Origin of the sequence: Sphingomonas montana (genome assembly GCF_001956315.1) — a bacterium.
Lineage (GTDB): Bacteria > Pseudomonadota > Alphaproteobacteria > Sphingomonadales > Sphingomonadaceae > Sphingomonas_R > Sphingomonas_R montana.
In genome coordinates, this window is record NZ_MOLY01000033.1 from 83,086 (window position 1) to 103,074 (window position 19,989).

Consider the following 19,989-nt stretch of genomic DNA (forward strand, 5'->3'; position numbering starts at 1 on the left):
GAATGTAGCGGCAATGGCTCACGACGTACGGGTGGACGATCGCATGACAGACCTGAGCGCTTTTCCAGTAACGCAGCGTTGGGTCGCAGCATATCCCGACCGGTTGCAACTTTACTCGTTCCCCACGCCGAACGGGATCAAGGTCTCGATAATGCTCGAAGAGATCGGCATGCCGTACGAAGCCCATCTCGTAGACATCGGGCAGAACGAGTCCAAGGATCCGGCCTTCGTCTCGCTGAACCCGAATGGCCGCATCCCGGCGATCCTTGATCCAGACGGTCCCAAGGGGCAACCGCTGCTTCTCTGGGAGTCCGGGGCCATCCTCGTCTACCTGGCGGAGAAGAGCGGGGCCTTTCTCTCCGCCGACCCCGTGATCCGCTACGAAACTCTGCAGTGGGTCTTCTTCCAGATGTCCGGAATTGGTCCCATGTTCGGGCAACTTGGGTACTTCCACAAGTTCGCCGGGCGTGAGATCGCGGACAGGCGGCCGTTCGAACGGTATCTTGCCGAAACACAACGCCTCCTCGGTGTGCTGGATGCTCGCCTGACGGGCCGGGCATGGTTGGTCGGCGACGGGGGCGGCGAATATTCCATCGCGGATATTGCCACCCTCGGATGGGTTCGTGCGCTCGAGATCACGTACCAGGCCGGGGCGCTGATCGGCCTGGTGAAGTACCAGCAGGTCACGGCATGGCTTGAAAAATGCCTGTCCAGACCGGCGGTTCAGCGCGGCCTGTCGGTCCCGGTGCGCCCGTGACGGTTCTTGCGGCCTGCCGCTACCGGGACGGAAAGCGCACCCGCGACATCGCGCTCGACGACGATGTGCCCGACCAGATGGACCGGTCTGAGTTCGCCTGGATCGATCTTCATGATCCGACCGCCGCGGAACTCGCGGTTCTGCAGGATCGGTACGATCTGCCTCCGCTCATGGTGCGGGCCGCTCTCGTTGCCGACCAGCCACCCAAACTCGACGTTTACGGCCATCAGCTGTTGGTCATCGCCCGTTCCGCACGGATCGAGGACGATCGCATCCTGTACGGCGCGCTCGCGGTGTTCGTCAGTCATCATCACATCATCATCGTGCATCGCGGTGCCGCGTCGCACGGAGCGGACCTGCGCGACCAACTGGAAACCGCGCCCAGACTCCTCGCGCAGGGCGTCGACTATGTATTGCACGCGGTGCTCAACACGGTCGTGGACGAGTATCTGCCCATCTTCGAGATGGTGGAGGACGATGTCCTGCAGATGGAGCACCGTTCGCTCGACAGTTTCATCGGGCGCGAGGGTGTGGTGCGCATCTTCCACCTCCGCTGCGAGCTTACCCGGTTCCAACGGACGCTGGGGCCGATGGGCGAGGTCATTCGCAAGCTCGTCCGAGGTCATTATCCCTGCATCAGTGCCGTGGCGCGCCCGTATTTCGACGACGTGATGGATCATGTGACGCGGGTGCAGACGATGGTGGACGGCCTGCTCCTGGTCCTCGTCTCGGTCTTCGAACTCAGCAGCCTGCTGGAACAGCAGCGGACCGGCGCGATCACACGGCAGCTTGCGGCCTGGGCCGCCATTCTCGCCGTGCCGACCGCCGTGGCCGGGATCTACGGCATGAACTTCCGCTACATGCCGGAACTGGAGCTGCGCTACGGCTACTTCGGCGTGATGGGCATCATGGCCATACTCTGCGGTCTGCTCTGGTTCCGGTTCAGGCGCGCGAAATGGCTTTAGGAGATAACCTGCGCGCACACTGCGGCACCTGCGCGGGTCACCAGCATCGCGCCTAGCGCCCCCCCCCGGTGCCATTGATATCCGGTGACGCGTCCGCATCCGTTTACGCAGAAGCTGGTCAGCCGGAGTGCCGAAGGCTCCCGACCGACCAGTTCCCGAACTGGCCGGGGCGCCGACCCGGTCAACTCAGGCGGCAACAGGCCTCGACACGGTCCGCGCTACAGCGACCGGGCCGGTCAGATAGGCGCGGAGCGCCTCGCCCGCCGTCCAGATGGCAGCGCCCAGCAAGGTGGCGTCCTTGACGAGGAAGCCCGCGTCGACCGACGTCGGATTCAGGCCTGGGGTCGAGATCAGAAAGCTCAACGTCACGAACAATGCCCCCGCGGCGGCCAGGCTTCCGAATGCGGAGACGAGCGGCAACGGCCTGCGCACGGCAATTGCAAGCGCGGTGGCGATCTCGACGATGCCGATCAGGTTCGATCCGCCCTGCTGCCCCAGAAGAGGGTTGAGCCAGAAGAAGAATGGACTGTTCTCGGTCAGCGGAGCGATCGCGGCCGCCTCCGGCGCCGTGAACTTGAAGAAGCCGTAGCCGAGGAAGATCAGGACGAGGCTGTAGCGCAGAATGCCGGCGCCGATCCGATCGAGGTGCGGTTGCAGATTTGCGATATTCATGGCTCTGATCCTTCGATATCTTCCGTGCCGACTGGCCGGTCCATGGATCTTTAGGTAGCGGCTGACCGCGCGGAGATAAATGTATGGAGTCCATGCACATCGCGTATGGCGATTACCCAACCCATCACTGACAAATTTCAGAACTTTTTCGGTGACATGTATCGTTCCGGCTTCGGCAGGCGAACTAGCAGTGCGAGAGCATATTCTCCGGCATCGACCACAGGCCTTTCGAGCAAAGGCCGAACGCGGCGTCGGAAGTCTGCTCTTCCTCATAAAGGAAGCACGTCATGTCCGTTTCAATGTCCTCGCAACCCGCCGCACCATCCATATCGCGCAGCGTTCGCCGTGTTGGCCGGGCGATCGCCCTGATCGGCATCATCCTGCCGCTGCTGTTGATCGGCCTGAACAAGTTCCAGCCCTTCGAAGTCGCCCTGCTCAAGCCGTTGATCGGCGGGACGCCATGGCTCGCCTGGATGCTCGGGATATTCGGCGACGTCGGCACGGCCCGTCTGCTCGGCGTCGTGGAAATCATGACGGCGTTCCTGCTCGTCGTGTCGCCCTGGTCGAAGCGGGCGGCGCTTGCGGCCGGCGTGCTGGCGTCTGGCACCTTCGCCGTGACCTGTTCGACGCTGCTCGCCCTGCCGATCTGGGAGCCGTCGGCGGGTGGCTTTCCTTACCTCACCTTCGCGGGCACGTTCCTCATCAAGGACGTGGCTCTTCTCGGGATCGGTCTGGTCGTGCTCGGCGAGGCGCTCGACCGGAACGATATCGGGACCCGGTAACGCCGAAAGCCTGAGCAAGCGGCGTTTCGTCGGCGCTGCCGCTTCCCAAACCGCGCCGAAGCGCGGGCTGGGATCCTCGCCTGAGCGAACGCCACGCCCGCAGCCAGTCGTTCAGCGACCTCCCGAACGCCGGGCCGGGCATCGCGTTTGCCTTGGCGCTATCGCTGCCCGGGACGCAGGCAGAAGCGCTGGCGGCATGGTCCGGCTTATCACTCGTGCGATATCCGAACAGGTGTCAGCGGTCGACGCGGCCGGGGCCGTTACCATGGTTGGACGGGCGCATCGCCTTGATGCGGGCGACGTCGACGGGGGTCCGGGCCGATCGGGCGGCATCGACCAGAGTGTCGACAAGTGCGTCGCATTCCGCCTGCCCGGTCGCCAGGACCTCGCGAAAGCCGCGAACGCGCGACAGCGACCAGAGCGTAGCCGCCAGGGCGATCGCGGGACTGCGATCCAGCCAGGTCTTCGACTTGGGATATATCGGGCAGCCGAGTGCCTTGATGAGGCCGAAACTTGCCTGCACCCCCCGCGCCAGCACGAGGGCTTCGCGCCACGACGCACCGCGGCCGCGTTTCATGGCGGCGATCGAGACGCTTTCGAACGCGACGCAAAGTGGCGCGTGGCATCGCAGCCAGAGACGCATTTCCGGTTCGAATGCCGCCGGGAGGCCGGCGGCATTGAACAGATCGACCGACTGCCGGCGCCCCATCAGCGTCTTCTGCCCGCCGGCACCGATCGTCGCCTTGAGCCTGCCGTCGGCATCGAGCCGGGCCTGAACGAACGGCATGCCGAAGGCACAGCGTGCCGCCCCGACGGCCTCCTCGACACGCCAGGGATCGAACGTGTTGAACATGAACTGGATGCACTTCGCCGCGCTGCGTGACAATGCCGGCAGAACCGCGTCGACCTGATGGGCCAGCAGCGTGACGATCACGAGGTCGTACGGCGTATGTTCGTCAAGTCCGTCCAGGACGCGAACCTCCGCGCGCCCCCCCTTCGTATCGACGATGGCGCCGTCGCGTTGCAGCTGGGCCAGACGCGCGGAGCCGGGCCTCGCGATGACGGAGACCCGATGGCCGCCGTCCCGGGCAAGCTGGAACGCGAAGGTGCTGCCGATCTGTCCGACACCGATCACGGCGATACGGATCGGAGCGGGCGGCGGTGGGGTATCGATTTCAGACATGAGTTTCTCCGCGTGCCGGGAAAGGGAAGGGCGCTGGGCAAGGGTCGGTCGGATATTGCAGGCTACGGAGACGGTGTGGGACCAGCTACCGCTCGGTGGCCCGGATGCGCCGGAAACGGCATGGTCATTCTCCCTCGGGCAACTGAAGATGCAGCGCCTTGATGCTGGATAGGCCCGTGACTCTGGACGGCCCATGCTGCACCGTCCGAGAGATCGTCGCCATCGTCCGAGAGTCATCGAAATGGATCCCCTGTCGGACGTGCTGGGTCTTTTGAAACCGAGCAGCTACGGATTTCGCGGCCTGGATGCCGGCCCGGCGTGGGCACTTGCCTACCCATCGGCCGAGGGCGTCAAATGTATCGCCATTCACAGCGGGACGTGTTCGATCGCGCTCGCGGGTGGGCATGCGCCGATGGTGCTTGAAGCGGGCGACCTCATTCTGCTGCCCGGCCGAGCCGCGTTCAGTCTCTATAGCGCGGTCGGCGCGCCGGTGACCGACGCCTTTGCATTCTTCACGTCGTTCCCGGCCGGCGAGACCGGCGTCCTGGACGGCGGCGGCACCTGTTCGGGCGTGGGCGGCTTCTTCGACTTCACCGGGCTCCACACCGAGTTGTTGCTCGGCAGCCTGCCCCCGATCGTGCACATCCGGGCGGAAGCGACCAGGGCGGCGCTCGGTTGGTTGATCGATCGGCTCATGCGTGAGTTGCGCGACCCGCAACCCGGCGGGGTGCTGATGGCGGGGCATCTGGCGCAGACGCTGCTGATCGAGGCGCTGCGGCTACACCTCGTCGAACGCTCACCGCACAGCGCAGGCTGGCTGTTCGCGCTGGCCGACACTCAGATGCGTGCGGTGATCTCGGCGATGCACGCCGATCCCGCCCGCCGCTGGACGCTGGCCGACCTCGCCCGGGTAGCCGGGATGTCGCGGTCGAGCTTTGCCGTCCGGTTCAAGGGAGCGGTCGGCGAGCCGGCGATGGATTACCTGACCCGCTGGCGGATGATGGTGGCGGCCGATCGGCTGGCGAGCGGGCGTGTCTCCATCGCGACCGTGGCGCCGACGGTCGGCTATGAGTCCGAAAGCGCGTTTGGTGCGGCGTTCAAGCGATCATTCGGCCATTCGCCGAGGGAGTTCGCCAAAGCAGTGGCCGTATAGCCGCACGTCTGGACACTGGCGGCGCTCTATCCGGGGTCATCACCAGCCGGGGGAGACGACCGATGGGCTACAGGCAACACGACCATTTCGAAACCGGTGGCACCTCCGCACCTAGCGGCAGCCGGTGCCTCGTCGCGCCGGTCCTGACGGCTCGGGAACGACAGGTGGTCGCTGGCCGAGTGGAAGTCGTTATCGAGCCTTGCGACGGGCGAATGCCCGATCGCGCATGTGCTGCTCGGCATGCAGCCGGCAACGACGCTTGCCGACCCGATGTCCGGCGCGCCCCGCCCCGCACCTTGGCTTGGAAGCAGTTTCATGTCTGCTTCCCGCGCCACGCGATGTTTATCGACGGATCTTCAATCTGCGACTGGCGCATGGCCGCCGCCGACAAGGTGTCCCGCCATAATTATGGCTATCCTGCTCGAGGCAGCTGGAGGGAAGCGCTAGAGTTAATTAATATAAATCAATGCTCCTTGTTATTATCAGGTAGCATGGCAGTAACCAGTTGCGCCGTAAGGTCATGTCTCCAGGGTGGGGGCGGCTCAGGAATCGGCAGTCCCCACGCTAGAAGCTCCAGAGCGAGGCAGGCTATGCGATTCCCGGGCAGTATCGACGACATTCAGGCGGTGCTTGAGGTCCTTCCCAATCCGGTCGTGGTCAAGAACAGGCTTCACCGCATCGTCCTGGTAAATGACGCAGCCTGTACCTTCCTGGAACGACCACGGGCGGAACTGCTCGCACTGAATGACTATGAACTTTTCCCGGCCGACGAGGTGCGGAGCTTCCATGCCGCAGACGATCTCGTTTTTGCGAATGGGGATGTGGTAGAGCGCGAGGAACAGGTAACCGACGGCACTGGGATAGTCCGTCACGTGATCACGCGTAAGCAGCGTGTGTGCCTGAACGGGACGGACTATCTCATCGCCGTGGTTTCCGACGTCACAGCCTACCGCGCCGCCGAAGCGCGAAGCCACTATCTCACCTTCTACGATACGTTGACCGGGCTGCCGAACGGCGCACTATCGAAGGAACATCTCGATCAGGCCTTCGCCCGGGGTCCTGAGCGATGTGCGATCCTCATAGTCGATCTCGACCATTTCCAGACCGTCAACGACAGTCATGGCTTCTCGGCGGGCGATGAACTGCTCATCCAGTTCGGGCAACGGCTGCGGGGCGTCGTGCCGGCATGTGACGCCGTCGCTCGGCTTGGTGGCGACGCCTTCTCTGTACTGCTGACCGACGTGGACACCGGTGCGGACATCGAGGAGATTTGCCGGCGCATACTGGTGGCCGGTTCCGAGCCTTTCACGCTATCCAACGCTCTGGTTCGGATCGGCGTGTCGATCGGCGTTGCATTCCCGCAGGACGAGCCGGTCACGCCGCTCGAAATGAAGCGCCGCGCCGACATTGCGCTGCATCAGGCCAAAGCCGACGGCCGGGGCCGGTGGTGCGCCTATTCCGATGAACTCGATCGGCGCTTCCGGCATCGTCGCTCGACCGAAAGCGACCTGCGCGAGGCATTGACGACCGGAGCGGGGATCGAAGTCTATTACCAGCCGCTCGTCTCGATCGCATCGGGCGAAGTGACAGGGTATGAGGCACTAGCCCGCTGGCGGCATCCAACCCGGGGCATGGTCATGCCGGACGATTTCATTCCCATCGCGGAAACCAGCGGTCTGATTGTCCCGCTGGGCGAGATGGTCCTCCGGAAGGCATGCCTCGACGCCGCCTGCTGGGATGCCAAGCTACGGCTGGCGGTCAACGTGTCTCCAATCCAGTTCCTGCACGGGGATCTTGTTGCCACAATCCGCCAGACGCTGGACGATACCGGGTTCGACCCGAACCGGCTGGAACTTGAGATTACGGAGGGCGTCCTGATCGACGATGCCAACGGAACCTTGGCGCTGCTGAACCGGATCCGCGCGCTGGGCGTCAAGATCGTCCTCGACGATTTTGGATCGGGCTATTCCAGCCTCAACTATCTCCGCCACTTTCCATTCCACAAGGTGAAGATCGACCGGTCGTTCATCACCGACATGATGAACAACGACGAGGCAGTGGCCATTGTCGAGGCTGTGCTGTCGCTCAGCAAGACGCTGAACATGGAAGTGGTCGCAGAGGGGGTCGAGACGACGCATCAGCTCGATCTGCTACGCGTCCTCGGCTGCACGCAGGCGCAGGGGTATCTCATCAGCCGGCCGATGCCGATCGACCACTTCTTCGGCAAAACCGCGGACGCCGAAATGTGCGCAGACGTTGCCGCGTAGGCAGCTTCCCTGACGGGCCTGCTTGGCTTCCGGGCACTTCACGAGGCGGCCCCTGACGTTCTTGCAGGGGGCGGCGTAAGCCGGAGCCGCAGTTGAACCGAGCAGAGTAGGAGGCAGTATGGAACAGGCCGCCGCAAGTCCCGCATCGGATCGGCCGCGATGAGGATAGTCCTGGGAAGCTTGATATTCGTGCGCCGGTCAATTTACGCGCTCGTAACCTTACAAGACCGCGCTGCCGTTGTTCCATTCCGGCTTGTAGATCGCCTGTCACTGCTCAACCGTGACCGGGCCGTTCATTCTTGGTTGAGATACGGAGCGCTTGAATCGCCTGTCGTCAGCCTGACGCTCGCCAGAAGTTTGACAGGGCAAATGAGATCAAATCCCAGGGTAGCAAACGAACAGGCAGCGGTAGAACGGATCGTTTACGTTCCGCCGCTACGTCCGGGATATGACTTCGCATCAGCAATTAGTCGCAATAAATCTGACCGGGGTCGTCACGTCGGCCATGGTCCCGATCGGCGGCCGAGCCAATGCAAGGCCTGTGCGACAAACGGTCGCAAAACGGCTCTCGAACAGACCGCTTTCAGCCGCGTGCGTTCCGCAACGACGGACACCGCAGACAGGCGACTGCCGGCGTGCTTGCGAGGACGCGCGCGCAGCAGTTGCTATGCCGATCTGCCGTGGGGAGACCCGGCACGGTGCCGAAATGGACGGCGACAATGATGGGGTTGCTCGCGAACCGCTTTATCCCCGCACGAGCAACTGATCGTCCAATGTCGCTCCACCAACCTGCCCCGCGAACCCACCAACGCGGTACGGAGGCACTGGCCTTTCTGGTCGTGCATCGCCTACCCCCCACTCCGCATAATTACATGCTGGCTTACCTCGTTCTGAACGAGCCGGACTCTGCAATCGCGCGTGCCGTCAACGCGATCACCGACGGGCGCATCCGGATCAGGCAAGCCGACGCGGACAAGATCATTTGCCTGCACGGTAATGGTAACGCGGTAAGCGGTCTTACCGATATGGTCGCCGCCGAGCGTGACGCGGTTCGCCACCAGACGTTGCGGCTGGGCGACATGGCATCCTCTGCCGCCGCGGCGTCGGAAGCGTTCACCGCGGACCTGAACGCGGAAGCGGATATGTTGAGCGCAGACACCGTCAACACCGTGCAGATCCTTGCCCGGATGATCGAACGATCCCGACGCGCCGAACACGATCTGAAGGCAGCGGCAGACAGGGTCGAGGCGCTACGTCAGGAACTGGACGCTGCACGCGGCGACGCCGAGCGCGATCAACTGACAGGGCTCGCCAACCGGCGCGGCATCGAACGTCGTTTGCGGACGCTGGCGGACGATGGCCGGGACTGTGCCATCGGTCTCTGCGACGTCGACCACTTCAAGTCCATCAACGACCGCTTCGGCCACGTTGTCGGCGACCGGGTCCTCATGCAGATTGGTTCGGTACTTGCCGCCGCCTGTGCCCCGCATCTTGTAGGGCGCTGGGGTGGCGAGGAGTTCCTTATCGTGCTGGAGGACCGTACTGAGCATGAGGGCATCAAGGTGCTCGATCGCGCGCGGGCCGACCTTGTGTCCCACGACTTCAAGGTGCGCGAAACCAACGAACCGATCGGCAGGGTTTCATTCTCGGCGGGCGTCGCGGTTGCGCAGGGCGACTATGAAGACAGGATCGCCGCAATACGGAAGGCGGACGTCATCCTGTACCGTGCCAAGGCAGCGGGCCGGAACTGCGTGTTCGGGAGTTAGAACGGGCACGTGACCTGCTCGCTCCGGTACAGATCGCCATCCCCATCCAGCGATCCAGGACGAGCAAGCGCTTAGGATGGCAACGAGGACCGCGAAGCCCGCTTGTGCAATCCAGCGCGAGTGTGACGATGGCTTGAACCGAAAGATTGCCGCGCCCGCGACAAGGGCGCGTCAGAACTGCACCTCGCAAGTGTAGGGTGGCAGGATCAAGGACGCAGCTTGACCACCGGATCAGAAGTCGTCCTTACCGGGTGATTGCCAGCCCCATATTTGGGGGTGCCAGAACTACCAGAAAACGTGGTGCGCCCGGGTGGATTCGAACCACCGACCACAAGCTTAGAAGGCTAGTGCTCTATCCGACTGAGCTACGGGCGCCCGGGTCGATGATAGTCTAGAAGGCCGGGCCAGGGAACCCGGTGGTAAGGGGCGGCGGCCGTGACCGCCGCCCCTCGCCAGATCAGAGCGCCAGGCGCGCGCCGATCGTGAAGTTGTGGAACTGACGCTGGTTGTCGAACTGCACGTCATAGTCGGCGACGAGCGAGAGCGGACCGTTGCCCGAGATGTTGAGCGATGCGCCGGCGTTGTAATAGTCCTGGTACAGCGGCGTGGTCACGAAGTTGAACTGCGAACCGATGCCGGGCTGCTGGAAATTGGCCGCGATGTTGCGACGCTGGTTCCGGAACTCGTACATATAGCCGCCGCGGACCTGCGGCCGGACCGTCGCGCCGCCGACTTCGAACTTGGTGCCGACGCGTGCGCCGACGTTCGAACGGATCGACACGCGGTTCATGTCGTTCGGCAGCACCAGTGCGAACGCCGCACCGGGGGTCTCGGAGAAGCCGTCAATCTTCAGATCGGCGTAACGGACCTGCGCGAACGGTTCGATCTCGAAATTCCGGATCTGGAAGCTGAGGCCGGTCGCGGCACCACCGGTGATGATGCGGCCGCTGGTGCGGGCGAAGGTCGAACCGGAATAGTTGCCGAACGACAGGTTGCGGGACAGCTTCCAGTCGAGGTCGGTGTAGCTGCCCCATGCATCGACGTAGAGCGGACCGACGGCGGCGGTGCCGTAGGCGCCCGCATACCAGCTTTTCAACGTGCCGGTGGCCGCGTTGCCGCGCGCCAGATCGGCATCGGTGTTGCTGTAGCCGCCGAACACGCCGAGCGCCGCGGTCGGCGTCAGGCGGAAATCGGCGCCGCCGAGGAAGTGATATTCGTCGGTCTGGACGCGGTAGCGATCCTGCGCCGCATCGATCCGGCCGAACCGGCTGCCGCCGCTGATCCACGCGCCGACCTTGCCGGCTTCATCGAGCGTCACGCGGCTGCCGTCGTCGGTGACCGCATTGCCGCGCAGATCGCGCGTGTAGCGCAGGACGGTCGATTCCTGCGATTCGAGAACGCCGTAGGAGATGTCGGGCAGCGACTGGAACGCCGCGGGGGTCAGCGACTGGAGCAGTGCGGACTGTGCCGCGGCATTGCCCGTCTGCGCGTCGATACCGTTAAAGATGCCGAGCGTGCCATCGTTCGGCGTCGTGGCGAAGTTGTCGAGCACGGTGCCGACATTCTGCTGGTTCTGGGTCAGGCCCATCGACTGGAACGACGCCAGTTCGGTCGCGAGGCCGTTATAGGTCTGGTTGCCCGAGATCGCGCCGAGTGCGGTCGCGGTGCCTGTCGCCAGGTTCACCGAATAGAGCGAGGTGACGCCCGTGGTGGGGTTGGTGAGCGTGGCGTAGGCCTGACCCGAACGGTCGATGTCGAAGCCGACATTGCCGTTGGTCGCGATGCCCGTGGTGGTGCCGACCGAGAACAGCGTTCCCGTGTTCGGACCGACGGTGCCGCTCGCATTGCCCTGCGTCGCGAGGCGCGCGGTGCCGCCGGAGGTGTCGAGGACGTACAGCGTCGTGGTGGTCGCGCCGGCGACGTTGTTGGTATAGGCGGCGCCGGCAAGCACGGGAGCGGTGCCGAAGCGGGCATCGCCCGCGGCGTAGGTCAGCGTGCCGTCCGTCGCCGCGAGCGTGCCGTTGGTCTGGTTCAGACGCAGATCGGTGCGGTTGCCGTTGACGTAGCGGATCCGATCGACGGTCGGGTTGAAATCCAGCCCGGCAGCGGCGCCGGTGGCGTTGGCGGCAGCGGCGATCGGCGCGCCGACCGCGGCGGCGGTGCCGGTGCGGCCGTTGATCGAATAGAGCTGGCCGACATTATCGAGCGCGTACAGCAGGCGCGGGCTGGCGGGGCGATAGTCGAAACCCTGCAGCGTGCGTCCAGCGGCGATGCCGGTGATCGCGGTGGTGCGCGCGATGGTGCCGGGGGTGGCGGCGTTGACCGAGACGAGGGCGTTGGTGCCGCTGCGCAGGGTCTGGACCGACTGGGCCGATGCAGTGCCGGCCATAAGGGTGCCCGCCCCGAACAAGATGGCCCGTTTAAGGTTCGTCTGCATGATTTTCGCCTCCCTAATACTCTCGATCATTCCGCGATCCGGTGAGTTACGGGAGCGAATGCGCCAATGATGCAGAGGAGCCGGTCGAGAGGTATTAATTCGCAACTGTTGCCGTCTTGCACCAGTTGCGCGCAGGCCTCAGCGGTTGAGATAGCCTTCGAACAGCCGGCGGCCGTCCTGTCCGCCATGCGCGGGTTCGACGCTACGTTCCGGATGCGGCATCATGCCCAGCACGTTGCCGGCCTCGTTGACGATCCCGGCGATCGCGCGGGCCGAGCCGTTGACCGTATCGGCGTAGCGGAAGGCGACGCGCCCCTCGCCTTCGATCCGATCGAGCGTTTCGGCATCGGCGGCGTAGTTTCCGTCATGATGCGCGACCGGCACCGTGATGGTTTCGCCGGCGGCATAGGCGCGCAGGAAGGGACTTTCGGCATTGCCCACGGTCAACGCGACATCGCGACAGACGAAGCCCAGCCCGGCGTTGCGCATGAGCGCGCCCGGCAGCAGGCCGGCCTCGGTCAAAACCTGGAAGCCGTTGCAGACGCCGAGGACGCCCACGCCGCGGTCGGCCGCCGCCGCAACCGCCCGCATGATCGGGCTACGCGCCGCCATCGCGCCGGAACGCAGATAGTCGCCATAGGAAAAGCCGCCCGGTACACCGACGAGGTCGATTCCGTCCGGCAGTTCGGTATCGCGGTGCCAGACCATGATGGGGGCCGTGCCGGTGACGTCGCGCAACGCGACCGCAAGATCGCGATCGCAGTTGGAACCGGGGAAGACGATGACGGCGGTCTTCATGGCGTCAGGCCCGCTCGATCCGGTAATTTTCGATCACCGTGTTGGCGAGCAGCTTGCGGCACATCGCGTCGATGTCCGCATCGCTGGTGCCGTCGGCCAGATCTAGTTCGATCAGCTTGCCCACGCGCACGTCGCTGACGCCGGCGAAACCGAGCCCTTCGAGTGCATGTGCGATGGCGCGTCCCTGCGGATCGAGGACGCCGGTCTTGAGCGTGACGTGGATACGGGTTTTCATGGCCTGCCTTCGGGCGATTTCGCGGGTTCTATGCCGGTGTGCGCGGATCGGGGCAAGATGCTTGGCGCAAGATCGGCGCCGATGGGCGGATGGGGAAGTGGACGGATGGGTAGAACCGAATGGGTGGGGCGGACGGTGGCGCCGCCGCGATTCGTTTTGTTCGGCGTGCTGGCGCTGATCGCGGTGCCGGTCGCGAGCCTGTCGTTTGGCTGGCGGCTGGGCGCGATGGCGGGATTCGACGTGGCCGGAGGCGTATTCCTGCTGTCGACCGTCTCGCTGTTCGCGCGGCGGGCGGACGGGATGCGGCGCGCGGCGCAGGCGAACGACGCGAACCGGACGGCCTTGCTGGCGATCACGCTGGGCGTCATGCTGGTCGTGCTGATATCGGTCGCGGCGGAACTGGCGCAGCAGGGCGCGCCGGATCGCGGGGCCATATGGCTGATCCTGGCCACGCTGGTGCTGGTCTGGGCATTCAGCAACCTGGTGTTCGCGCTGCATTATGCGCATCTGTTCTACCTGCCGGATGCGGAGGGGCGCGACCGGCAGGGACTGCGCTTTCCGGATACGGAAGAGCCGGATTACGGGGATTTTCTGTACTTCGCCTGCACGCTGGGAATGACGTTCCAGACGTCCGACGTGGAGGTCCGCGCGCGGGCGATGCGGCGGGTGGTGCTGTTCCATTCGCTGGCGGCGTTCCTGTTCAATCTGGGCGTGGTGGCGTTCACGATCAACGTGTTGGGGGGTGGGTAGGGGACGCGCTGCCTAACCCCGTTTCGTCATCCCGGACGTGATCCGGGATCCCGCTTTTTTTGGGGCGAGGCTTGGATGGGACGCCGTCCATCGGCTCGCCCGCGGGAGAGAAGAAGCGGGATCCCGGAACAAGTCCGGGATGACGTTGGGTTTTGGGTCGGGGCGCATCCCGACCCTCGGCCCTACTTCTCCTGCGCGCTGGTGCCGGAGGTGGCGGGGGCGGCTTCGCCGGCGATGTTCCCCTTGGGGCTCTTGGCGGCCTGCGCCTCGGTCTGGACGGTCGATGCGCCGCCTTCGGGCGTGCTGGGTGCGGCGGACGTGCCCGCGGCGGGTGCGGCCGCAGGGGCCTCGGCGGGGGCGGCGGGCATCGGCAACGGGCTGTCGCTGGTGCTGTTCAGATAGGCGATGACGTTGGCGCGGTCTTCCGGCTTGCTGAGGCCGGCGAAGGTCATCTTCGTGCCGGGGGCATAGGCCTTGGGACTGGTGAGCCAAGCGTTGAGATTGGCCCAGTCCCACGCGCCGGGCTTCCCCTTCAACGCGTCGGAATAGGGGAAGCCCGCGACATGGCCGTGCGCCGCGCCGACCGTACCGTACAGATTGGGGCCGACGCCGTTGGCCCCGCCCTTCGCATCGGTGTGGCAGGCGGCGCATTTCTTGAAAACTTCCGCGCCTTTTTCCGGGCTGGCGGACGCCAGGTAGAATTCGATCGGCTTTTCGGCGACGGCGGGGCCGGCACCTTCCTCGGCCTCCACCCCTTCGACGACATAGCCCATCTTTTCCGGGCGTTCGGCGTGAAAATATTCACCGGTCACGATCGACAGGCCAAGGGCGGCGATGCCCCCGAAGAGCACCCAGCCCGCGATGGTATTGCCGCGATCGTCCATGCCGTGTGAAACTCCCCTGCGCAGCCTCGTTGCCCGGTGCGACCGGGCCGGCCCTTCCTCCGACCTTTAAGTGGCGAATGCGCGCATCGCAAGCATGCTTGCCGCCCGCCGGCATCGACCGTAAGCGCGGGGACGCCCATGGAAAACTATCCCGCCCCCGCCCGCGCCCGCGTTGCCGCGATGACCGCGGACGCCGCCGCCGAACCACACCGCGCGGTCGCGTTCCAGGGCGCGCCCGGCGCCAATTCGCATATCGCGGCGATGACGGCGTTTCCCGGCGGCCTGCCGCTGCCCTGTTTCGCGTTCGAGGATGCGATCGATGCGGTGCGCGAGGGGCGTGCCGACTGTGCGATGATCCCGATCGAGAATTCGCTGCACGGCCGGGTGGCGGACATCCATTTTCTGCTGCCCGAATCCGGGCTGGTCATCACGGGCGAGCATTTCATGCCGATCCGGTACAGCCTGATGGCGCGGCCGGGGGTGGAGGTTGCCGACGTGCGCGCGGCGGTGAGCCATCCGCAGGCGCTGGGCCAGTGCCGCGACTGGCTGCGCACGCGCGGCATAAGACCGGTCAGCTATCCCGACACGGCGGGGGCGGCGGCGCTGGTGGCGGCGGTCGCGACCGATGCGCCGGGCAACGCGGCAGCGGAGGTTCAGGCAGCGATCGCGCCGGAGATGGCGGCGGCGCTGTACGGGCTGGACGTGATCGCCCGCGGGCTGGAGGATGCCGACCATAATATGACGCGGTTCGTGGTGCTGGCGCGCGCGGCCCCGGCGGATGCGGACCTGAGCGGCGCGTGCATGACGACCCTGGTGTTCGAAGTCCGCAACGTGCCGGCCGCGCTGTACAAGGCGATGGGCGGGTTCGCGACGAACGGCATCAACATGACCAAGCTGGAAAGCTACCAGCGCGGGGGCAGTTTCGCCGCGACCGAATTTTATTGCGACGTGGACGGGCGGCCGGACGACCCGGCGCTGGGTCGCGCGCTGGAGGAACTGGCGTTCCACACCAAATGGATGCGCGTGCTGGGGACTTACCCGCAGGCGCGGGCGCGGGGGGTTTAGGTTGGTGCTCCCCATCATCCTGACGGACGTCAGGATAACAGGGGAAGGGTCAGCTTCCCTGTTCTGCCAGCCATAGTGCGAAGAGCGTATGGGCGATGGCGTAGGGCGGGGGGGCGATGAAGCGGGCGGCCGGGTCGGTGGCCAGTGCGGCGCGGATGTCGTCGCGCGTGGCCCAGAATGCGTCTTCCAGTTCATTGTCGTCCAGCCGCAGCGTGTCGCCGGCGACCGGCGCGATGCAGGCGATCATCAGTTGCGAGGGGAAGGGCCATGGCTGGCTGACCAGGTAGCGGACGCCGGTGGCGGTGACGCCGGCTTCCTCCGCCAGTTCGCGCGCGACGGCTTCCTCGATCGATTCGCCAACCTCCACGAAGCCGGCCAGCGCGGAATAGCGGCCGGCGGGAAAGCTGCGCTGGCGACCGACGAGCACGCGCCCGGCATGTTCGGCGAGCATGATGACGACCGGATCGGTGCGTGGGAAATGTTCGGCGCGGCAGGTCGGGCAACGGCGGCCCCAGCCGGCCCGGAACATGGCGGTCGGCGTGCCGCATCGCGCGCAGAACCGGTGCCGGGCGTGCCAGTCGACCAGGCTGCGCGCGACGGCAAAGGTCGCGGCTTCCGACGCGGGCAGGTGATCCAGCATGACGGTGAGCGCCGCGCTGCGCCGGGCGGCGGGGGCGACGGCAGGGGTGAGCGCCACGAACCGCGGTTCGCCGTCGATCAGCCCCAGCAGCGCCAGATCATGGTCTGGATCCGCTTCGGCAAGGCTGGTCCAGTCGAGCAGGCCGTCCGCGCCCGGTGCCGGATCGAGCCCGTTCAGCCGCAGCAGGCGCGCGCGGGGGGAGGCCATCGCATCTGCCACGGCGGCCGGATCCTGGCGCCAGGCATCGACGCGGTCGAGCGGGGAGCCGGTGAAGCCGGGGATCATGCCATGACCGGTAACGCGACAGCGCGGGCGGGAAGCATCAGGGGCATTGCGGCGACTCCAGGGCCAGGGCGGCGGCTTTGGCGAACAGCGTGGGCAGGCCGGCACGGTCGAGGTCCGCGCGCGGCCACCACATGCCGTCCAGTTCGGCCGCGATATCGCGGATCACGACCGCGCGGAAGACGGTGAGCGTAAGCCGGAAATGGGTGAACACATGGGTGACGGTGCCGGGCAGCGCGGTCCAGTCGGCCTGGACCGGCGGGGGATCGGCGGGCGGACTGGCGGGCAGATCGGCGGGCGCGGCATCGATCCATGCGCCGGTGGGCAGTGCGCGCATGCCGCCGAGCAGCCCGGTCGGCGGGCGGCGGACGAGCAGGACGGCGTCGTCTCGTTCGATCCACCAGACGGCACCCTGCCGTTCGGGGCGGACCGCCTTGGCGGCCTTTACGGGAAAACGGGCGGGATCGGCAGTGCGGACGGCGGCGCAGGCGGGCCGCAGCGGGCAGACGGCGCAGGCCGGGCGGCGGGCGGTGCAGATCGTCGCGCCCAGGTCCATCATCGCCTGCGCGAAATCGCCGGCGCGGATGGGCGGGGTCAGCCGGTCGGCTGCGACGCGGATTGCGGGGCGGGCGGCGGGTAGCGGGGTTTCGATGGCGAACAGGCGGGTGACGACACGTTCGACATTGGCATCCACCACCACCGCGCGCCTGCCGAACGCGATCGCGGCGACGGCGGCGGCGGTGTAGGCGCCGAGGCCGGGCAGCGCGCGCAACCCCGCCTCCGTATCGGGAAAGCGGCCGCCATGATCGGCGACGACCGCGCGGGCGCAGGCGAGCAGGTTGCGCGCGCGGGCATAATAGCCGAGCCCCGCCCAGGCGGCCATCAGGTCCGCATCGGCCGCCGCCGCCAGGTCCGCCACCGTGGGCCAGCGCGCGGTGAACCGCAGATAGGCCGCGCGGACCGCGGCGACCGTGGTCTGTTGCAGCATCACCTCCGACAGCCAGACGCGGTACGGATCGGGCGCGGGCGCGCCCGGCGGTGCGCGCCACGGCAGGCTGCGGTGATGGACATCGTACCAGGCGAGCAGCGCGGCGGCGACGTTCGGCGTACCGTCGGCGGGCTGATCGGGAGGATGGTCGACGGACATATCGACAGGCAGGGCGACGGGCATATCGACGGGCATGGGGCCGCTATGGCATGGAGCGGGGGATGACGGAACCGAAGACCAGAGCTGCGCCGAAACCGAAGGCGGTCAAGTCAGCGATCCCGAAGGCAGGCGCGGGCAAACCAGGCGCGATACCCGAGCGCAAGCGGGGTGGGGCCGCGCGTGCGGTGGCGGACATGCTGCCCGACGTGGGGCGCGCGGCGTTCCGCCGGTTCGGGTTCGTGCAATCGTCCGTCGTGACGCGTTGGCCCGAGATCGTCGGCGAACGTTATGCCGGCGTATCCAGCCCCGAATCGATCCGCTTCCCGCAAGGCGCGCGATCCGAAGGCGTGCTGACCCTGTTCGTGGAGGGTGCGCATGCGGTGATGATGCAGCATGTGGCACCCGCCATCGTGGAGCGCGTGAACCGGTTCTTCGGATATCCGGCGGTGGCGCGGATCGCGATCCGGCAGGGGGCGGCGGTGGCGCGCGCGAAGCCCGTGCCGATCCGGCCCGCGGTGCCCGTATCGGCGGAGGTCGGCGACAGCCTGCGCGCGATCGCGGACCCGGAACTGCGCGCCTGCCTGGCCGGGCTGGCCGGTGCGCTGGCGACGACGACGGGGCCGCCGGTGTTGGATATTCCGTTGATGGGCAAGGTGCGGTGAGGATGGCGATGGACAGGATGCGGATCGGGATCGCGGCAGCCACGACGGCAATACTGGCGCTGGCATCGGTCGGCGGGCAGGCCGCACCGGCGAAACGCGCGACCGACTGGACCCGGACGATCGCGACCACGCCGGCCGGCAGCTATGTGATGGGCAATCCGCGGGCCAAGGTGAAGCTGGTCGAATATCTGTCGCTGACCTGTTCGCATTGCGCAGCGTTCGCGGCGGAGGGGATGCCGGTGCTGAAGCGCGACTATATCGCGCGCGGGCTGGTGAGCCTGGAGGTGCGCAATGCGGTGCGCGACGGGTTCGACCTGGCCGGCGTGCTGCTCAGCCGTTGTGCGGGGCCGGCGGGCTATTTCCCGGCGAGCGAGCGTATCCTGACGACACAGGCGGTGTGGTTGCCCAAGGCGCAGGCCTATCTGAATGCGAACGCAGCGCCGCCGGCCGACCAGGGGGCCGCGGCCTTGATCGCGATGGCGCGTGCCGCCGGGTTCGACCGGGCGGTGCCGGGTGTGCCCCCGGCGCGCGTTCCGGCGTGCCTGACCGACCGCCGGCAGACCGCGGTCGTCACCGCAATGGTCGACGAAGCGTTCGGCAAGCGGCAGATTCCGGGTACACCGACGTTTCTGATGAACGGTGCGCTGCTGCCCGACACGTCCAACTGGGCGACGTTGCAGCCGAAACTGGCCGCCGCGCTGCGCTGATCCCCTTATCCTACCGTTCGGAGACCGGAATGATGATGACCCGTACCCTTCTTGCCCTGGGGCTTTCCGCGCTGGCGCTGGCCGCCTGCGGCAAGGCCGATACCGCCGCGGACGGCGGCAACGCGACCGCCGCCGCGACCGCGCCCGGCACGGCGGCCCCCACCGCCGCGGCCCCGGCGGGTGGCGACTGGACGCAGGCGGTGACCAAGACCGCGGACGGCGGGTTCCGGATGGGCAATCCGGACGCCCCGGTGAAGCTGGTCGAATATGGCGCGCTGAGCTGTTCGCATTGCGCGGTGTTCGAGAAGGAAGGCCTGCCCGAACTGAAGGCGCAGTTCATCGCGCCGGGCAAGGTCAGCTACGAATTCCGCAACTACATGCTGAACGTGCTGGACGTGCCGGCCGCGCTGCTGACCCGGTGCCGCGGGGCCGAACCCTATTTCCAGCTGAGCGAGCAGATGTTCGCCAACCAGATGATGCTGTTCGACGCGGTGAAGGGCATGACCGAGGCGGAACAGGCGCAGCTGCAGGCGATGCCGCCCGAGACGCAGTTTCTGGCATGGGGCAAGAAGCTGGGCCTGATCGACTTCTTCCGGGTACGCGGCGTGCCGGAAGCGCAGGCGACCGCATGCCTGACCGACAAGGCGGCGGTCGAGGAACTGGGCAAAATGAGTGCGCGCGCGACCAGCGAGTATGAACTGCAGGGCACGCCAACGTTCCTGATCGCGAACAAGCCGGTGCCGAACGTGGCGGACTGGGCGGCGCTGAAGCCGGTGTTGACGAAGGCGGTGGGGGCTTAAGCGGCGCGCGCAGAGTAGCGCGGTCGTGACTGTCATC

At 66.4% G+C, this 19,989-nt stretch carries 20 protein-coding genes and 1 tRNA gene; 12 read left to right on the forward strand and 9 right to left on the reverse strand.

All coding sequences use genetic code 11. The features are described 5' to 3' along the window. Positions 1-43: 43 nt before the first annotated feature. Positions 44-757 carry a glutathione S-transferase N-terminal domain-containing protein gene (locus BKY59_RS09465; RefSeq protein WP_076071017.1) on the forward strand — a complete coding sequence of 238 codons (714 nt, stop codon included), beginning with the start codon at positions 44-46 and terminating at the stop codon, positions 755-757. Beyond that, positions 754-1,722 carry a magnesium and cobalt transport protein CorA gene (locus BKY59_RS09470; protein WP_076070946.1) on the forward strand — a complete coding sequence of 323 codons (969 nt, stop codon included), beginning with the start codon at positions 754-756 and terminating at the stop codon, positions 1,720-1,722. Before BKY59_RS09465 ends, BKY59_RS09470 begins: the two co-directional genes overlap by 4 nt. 186 nt (positions 1,723-1,908) lie before the next feature. Here the strand turns inward: BKY59_RS09470 and BKY59_RS09475 are convergent, their stop codons facing one another. Continuing rightward, positions 1,909-2,394 (reverse strand): DUF417 family protein, encoded by a 486-nt coding sequence (locus BKY59_RS09475; protein WP_076070948.1) that lies wholly within the window; start codon positions 2,392-2,394, stop codon positions 1,909-1,911. A 287-nt stretch (positions 2,395-2,681) separates the two neighbouring features. On the opposite strand from BKY59_RS09475, the gene BKY59_RS09480 reads away from it, so the two are divergent. Continuing rightward, entirely contained in the window at positions 2,682-3,176 is a 495-nt protein-coding gene (locus BKY59_RS09480; protein WP_083672026.1) for a DUF417 family protein, read from the forward strand. Positions 3,177-3,411: 235 nt separating this feature from the next. Here the strand turns inward: BKY59_RS09480 and BKY59_RS09485 are convergent, their stop codons facing one another. Beyond that, a complete protein-coding gene (locus BKY59_RS09485; RefSeq protein ID WP_206362047.1) occupies positions 3,412-4,359 on the reverse strand; it encodes a ketopantoate reductase family protein in 948 nt (315 codons plus the stop codon). A gap of 241 nt (positions 4,360-4,600) precedes the next feature. Between BKY59_RS09485 and BKY59_RS09490 the strand changes: the two genes are divergently transcribed. The 4 genes from BKY59_RS09490 to BKY59_RS09500 all read left to right on the forward strand — a co-directional run bounded on the left by BKY59_RS09490 (position 4,601) and on the right by BKY59_RS09500 (position 9,545). Beyond that, positions 4,601-5,512: an AraC family transcriptional regulator gene (locus BKY59_RS09490; RefSeq protein WP_076070952.1), complete on the forward strand. Its 912-nt coding sequence runs from the start codon at positions 4,601-4,603 to the stop codon at positions 5,510-5,512. A 590-nt stretch (positions 5,513-6,102) separates the two neighbouring features. Then, the gene (locus BKY59_RS09495; protein ID WP_076070954.1) at positions 6,103-7,779 is read left to right on the forward strand and encodes a putative bifunctional diguanylate cyclase/phosphodiesterase; all 1,677 of its coding nucleotides are present in this window, start codon (positions 6,103-6,105) and stop codon (positions 7,777-7,779) included. 667 nt (positions 7,780-8,446) lie between these two features. Further along, positions 8,447-8,545: a hypothetical protein gene (locus BKY59_RS18110; RefSeq protein WP_240500049.1), complete on the forward strand. Its 99-nt coding sequence runs from the start codon at positions 8,447-8,449 to the stop codon at positions 8,543-8,545. Then, complete coding sequence (locus BKY59_RS09500) at positions 8,499-9,545, forward strand: GGDEF domain-containing protein (protein ID WP_129586326.1); 1,047 nt, start codon at positions 8,499-8,501, stop codon at positions 9,543-9,545. The genes BKY59_RS18110 and BKY59_RS09500 overlap by 47 nt, the downstream gene beginning before the upstream one ends. Before the next feature lie 298 nt (positions 9,546-9,843). Here BKY59_RS09500 and BKY59_RS09505 read toward each other — a convergent pair. The 4 genes from BKY59_RS09505 to purS form a co-directional block, all read right to left on the reverse strand. After that, positions 9,844-9,920: transfer RNA gene (locus tag BKY59_RS09505), tRNA-Arg, on the reverse strand. Between the two features lie 82 nt (positions 9,921-10,002). Beyond that, positions 10,003-11,982, reverse strand: a complete 1,980-nt coding sequence (locus tag BKY59_RS09510; protein ID WP_076070958.1) for a DUF4394 domain-containing protein — start codon at positions 11,980-11,982, stop codon at positions 10,003-10,005. Between the two features lie 138 nt (positions 11,983-12,120). Further along, the gene (purQ, locus tag BKY59_RS09515) at positions 12,121-12,780 is read right to left on the reverse strand and encodes a phosphoribosylformylglycinamidine synthase subunit PurQ (RefSeq protein ID WP_076070960.1); all 660 of its coding nucleotides are present in this window, start codon (positions 12,778-12,780) and stop codon (positions 12,121-12,123) included. A 4-nt stretch (positions 12,781-12,784) separates the two neighbouring features. After that, positions 12,785-13,015: a phosphoribosylformylglycinamidine synthase subunit PurS gene (gene purS / locus BKY59_RS09520; protein ID WP_076070962.1), complete on the reverse strand. Its 231-nt coding sequence runs from the start codon at positions 13,013-13,015 to the stop codon at positions 12,785-12,787. 105 nt (positions 13,016-13,120) lie between these two features. Between purS and BKY59_RS09525 the strand changes: the two genes are divergently transcribed. Continuing rightward, positions 13,121-13,765 carry a DUF1345 domain-containing protein gene (locus BKY59_RS09525; RefSeq protein ID WP_076070963.1) on the forward strand — a complete coding sequence of 215 codons (645 nt, stop codon included), beginning with the start codon at positions 13,121-13,123 and terminating at the stop codon, positions 13,763-13,765. Between the two features lie 182 nt (positions 13,766-13,947). On the opposite strand, the gene BKY59_RS09530 is transcribed toward BKY59_RS09525, so the two are convergent. After that, the gene (locus BKY59_RS09530) at positions 13,948-14,649 is read right to left on the reverse strand and encodes a c-type cytochrome (protein ID WP_076070965.1); all 702 of its coding nucleotides are present in this window, start codon (positions 14,647-14,649) and stop codon (positions 13,948-13,950) included. A 138-nt stretch (positions 14,650-14,787) separates the two neighbouring features. Here BKY59_RS09530 and BKY59_RS09535 point away from each other — a divergent pair, with 138 nt between their 5' ends. Then, a complete protein-coding gene (locus BKY59_RS09535; RefSeq protein WP_076070967.1) occupies positions 14,788-15,714 on the forward strand; it encodes a prephenate dehydratase in 927 nt (308 codons plus the stop codon). Positions 15,715-15,763: 49 nt separating this feature from the next. Here the strand turns inward: BKY59_RS09535 and nudC are convergent, their stop codons facing one another. Beyond that, positions 15,764-16,639 carry an NAD(+) diphosphatase gene (nudC, locus tag BKY59_RS09540; RefSeq protein ID WP_076070968.1) on the reverse strand — a complete coding sequence of 292 codons (876 nt, stop codon included), beginning with the start codon at positions 16,637-16,639 and terminating at the stop codon, positions 15,764-15,766. 37 nt (positions 16,640-16,676) lie between these two features. After that, entirely contained in the window at positions 16,677-17,783 is a 1,107-nt protein-coding gene (locus tag BKY59_RS09545) for an A/G-specific adenine glycosylase (RefSeq protein WP_076071020.1), read from the reverse strand. Between the two features lie 62 nt (positions 17,784-17,845). On the opposite strand from BKY59_RS09545, the gene BKY59_RS09550 reads away from it, so the two are divergent. From BKY59_RS09550 to BKY59_RS09560, 3 genes are read left to right on the forward strand one after another with little or no spacing between them, the layout of a single operon-like run. Continuing rightward, positions 17,846-18,445 (forward strand): DUF721 domain-containing protein, encoded by a 600-nt coding sequence (locus BKY59_RS09550; RefSeq protein ID WP_420822090.1) that lies wholly within the window; start codon positions 17,846-17,848, stop codon positions 18,443-18,445. A 2-nt stretch (positions 18,446-18,447) separates the two neighbouring features. Further along, positions 18,448-19,152 carry a thioredoxin domain-containing protein gene (locus BKY59_RS09555; RefSeq protein WP_083672030.1) on the forward strand — a complete coding sequence of 235 codons (705 nt, stop codon included), beginning with the start codon at positions 18,448-18,450 and terminating at the stop codon, positions 19,150-19,152. Positions 19,153-19,181: 29 nt separating this feature from the next. Continuing rightward, the gene (locus tag BKY59_RS09560) at positions 19,182-19,952 is read left to right on the forward strand and encodes a thioredoxin domain-containing protein (RefSeq protein WP_165374829.1); all 771 of its coding nucleotides are present in this window, start codon (positions 19,182-19,184) and stop codon (positions 19,950-19,952) included. Positions 19,953-19,989 lie beyond the last annotated feature (37 nt).

Excerpts from the sequence above, each read along its gene's own strand:
- BKY59_RS09465 (WP_076071017.1), top strand. The coding sequence starts at position 44 with ATGACAGACCTGAGCGCTTTTCCAGTAACGCAGCGTTGGGTCGCAGCA.
- BKY59_RS09475 (WP_076070948.1), bottom strand. The coding sequence starts at position 2,394 with ATGAATATCGCAAATCTGCAACCGCACCTCGATCGGATCGGCGCCGGC.
- BKY59_RS09480 (WP_083672026.1), top strand. The coding sequence starts at position 2,682 with ATGTCCGTTTCAATGTCCTCGCAACCCGCCGCACCATCCATATCGCGC.
- BKY59_RS09485 (WP_206362047.1), bottom strand. The coding sequence starts at position 4,359 with ATGTCTGAAATCGATACCCCACCGCCGCCCGCTCCGATCCGTATCGCC.
- BKY59_RS09490 (WP_076070952.1), top strand. The coding sequence starts at position 4,601 with ATGGATCCCCTGTCGGACGTGCTGGGTCTTTTGAAACCGAGCAGCTAC.
- BKY59_RS09495 (WP_076070954.1), top strand. The coding sequence starts at position 6,103 with ATGCGATTCCCGGGCAGTATCGACGACATTCAGGCGGTGCTTGAGGTC.
- BKY59_RS18110 (WP_240500049.1), top strand. The coding sequence starts at position 8,447 with ATGCCGATCTGCCGTGGGGAGACCCGGCACGGTGCCGAAATGGACGGC.
- BKY59_RS09500 (WP_129586326.1), top strand. The coding sequence starts at position 8,499 with ATGATGGGGTTGCTCGCGAACCGCTTTATCCCCGCACGAGCAACTGAT.
- BKY59_RS09510 (WP_076070958.1), bottom strand. The coding sequence starts at position 11,982 with ATGCAGACGAACCTTAAACGGGCCATCTTGTTCGGGGCGGGCACCCTT.
- purQ (WP_076070960.1), bottom strand. The coding sequence starts at position 12,780 with ATGAAGACCGCCGTCATCGTCTTCCCCGGTTCCAACTGCGATCGCGAT.
- purS (WP_076070962.1), bottom strand. The coding sequence starts at position 13,015 with ATGAAAACCCGTATCCACGTCACGCTCAAGACCGGCGTCCTCGATCCG.
- BKY59_RS09525 (WP_076070963.1), top strand. The coding sequence starts at position 13,121 with ATGGGTAGAACCGAATGGGTGGGGCGGACGGTGGCGCCGCCGCGATTC.
- BKY59_RS09530 (WP_076070965.1), bottom strand. The coding sequence starts at position 14,649 with ATGGACGATCGCGGCAATACCATCGCGGGCTGGGTGCTCTTCGGGGGC.
- BKY59_RS09535 (WP_076070967.1), top strand. The coding sequence starts at position 14,788 with ATGGAAAACTATCCCGCCCCCGCCCGCGCCCGCGTTGCCGCGATGACC.
- nudC (WP_076070968.1), bottom strand. The coding sequence starts at position 16,639 with ATGATCCCCGGCTTCACCGGCTCCCCGCTCGACCGCGTCGATGCCTGG.
- BKY59_RS09545 (WP_076071020.1), bottom strand. The coding sequence starts at position 17,783 with ATGTCCGTCGACCATCCTCCCGATCAGCCCGCCGACGGTACGCCGAAC.
- BKY59_RS09550 (WP_420822090.1), top strand. The coding sequence starts at position 17,846 with ATGACGGAACCGAAGACCAGAGCTGCGCCGAAACCGAAGGCGGTCAAG.
- BKY59_RS09555 (WP_083672030.1), top strand. The coding sequence starts at position 18,448 with ATGGCGATGGACAGGATGCGGATCGGGATCGCGGCAGCCACGACGGCA.
- BKY59_RS09560 (WP_165374829.1), top strand. The coding sequence starts at position 19,182 with ATGATGATGACCCGTACCCTTCTTGCCCTGGGGCTTTCCGCGCTGGCG.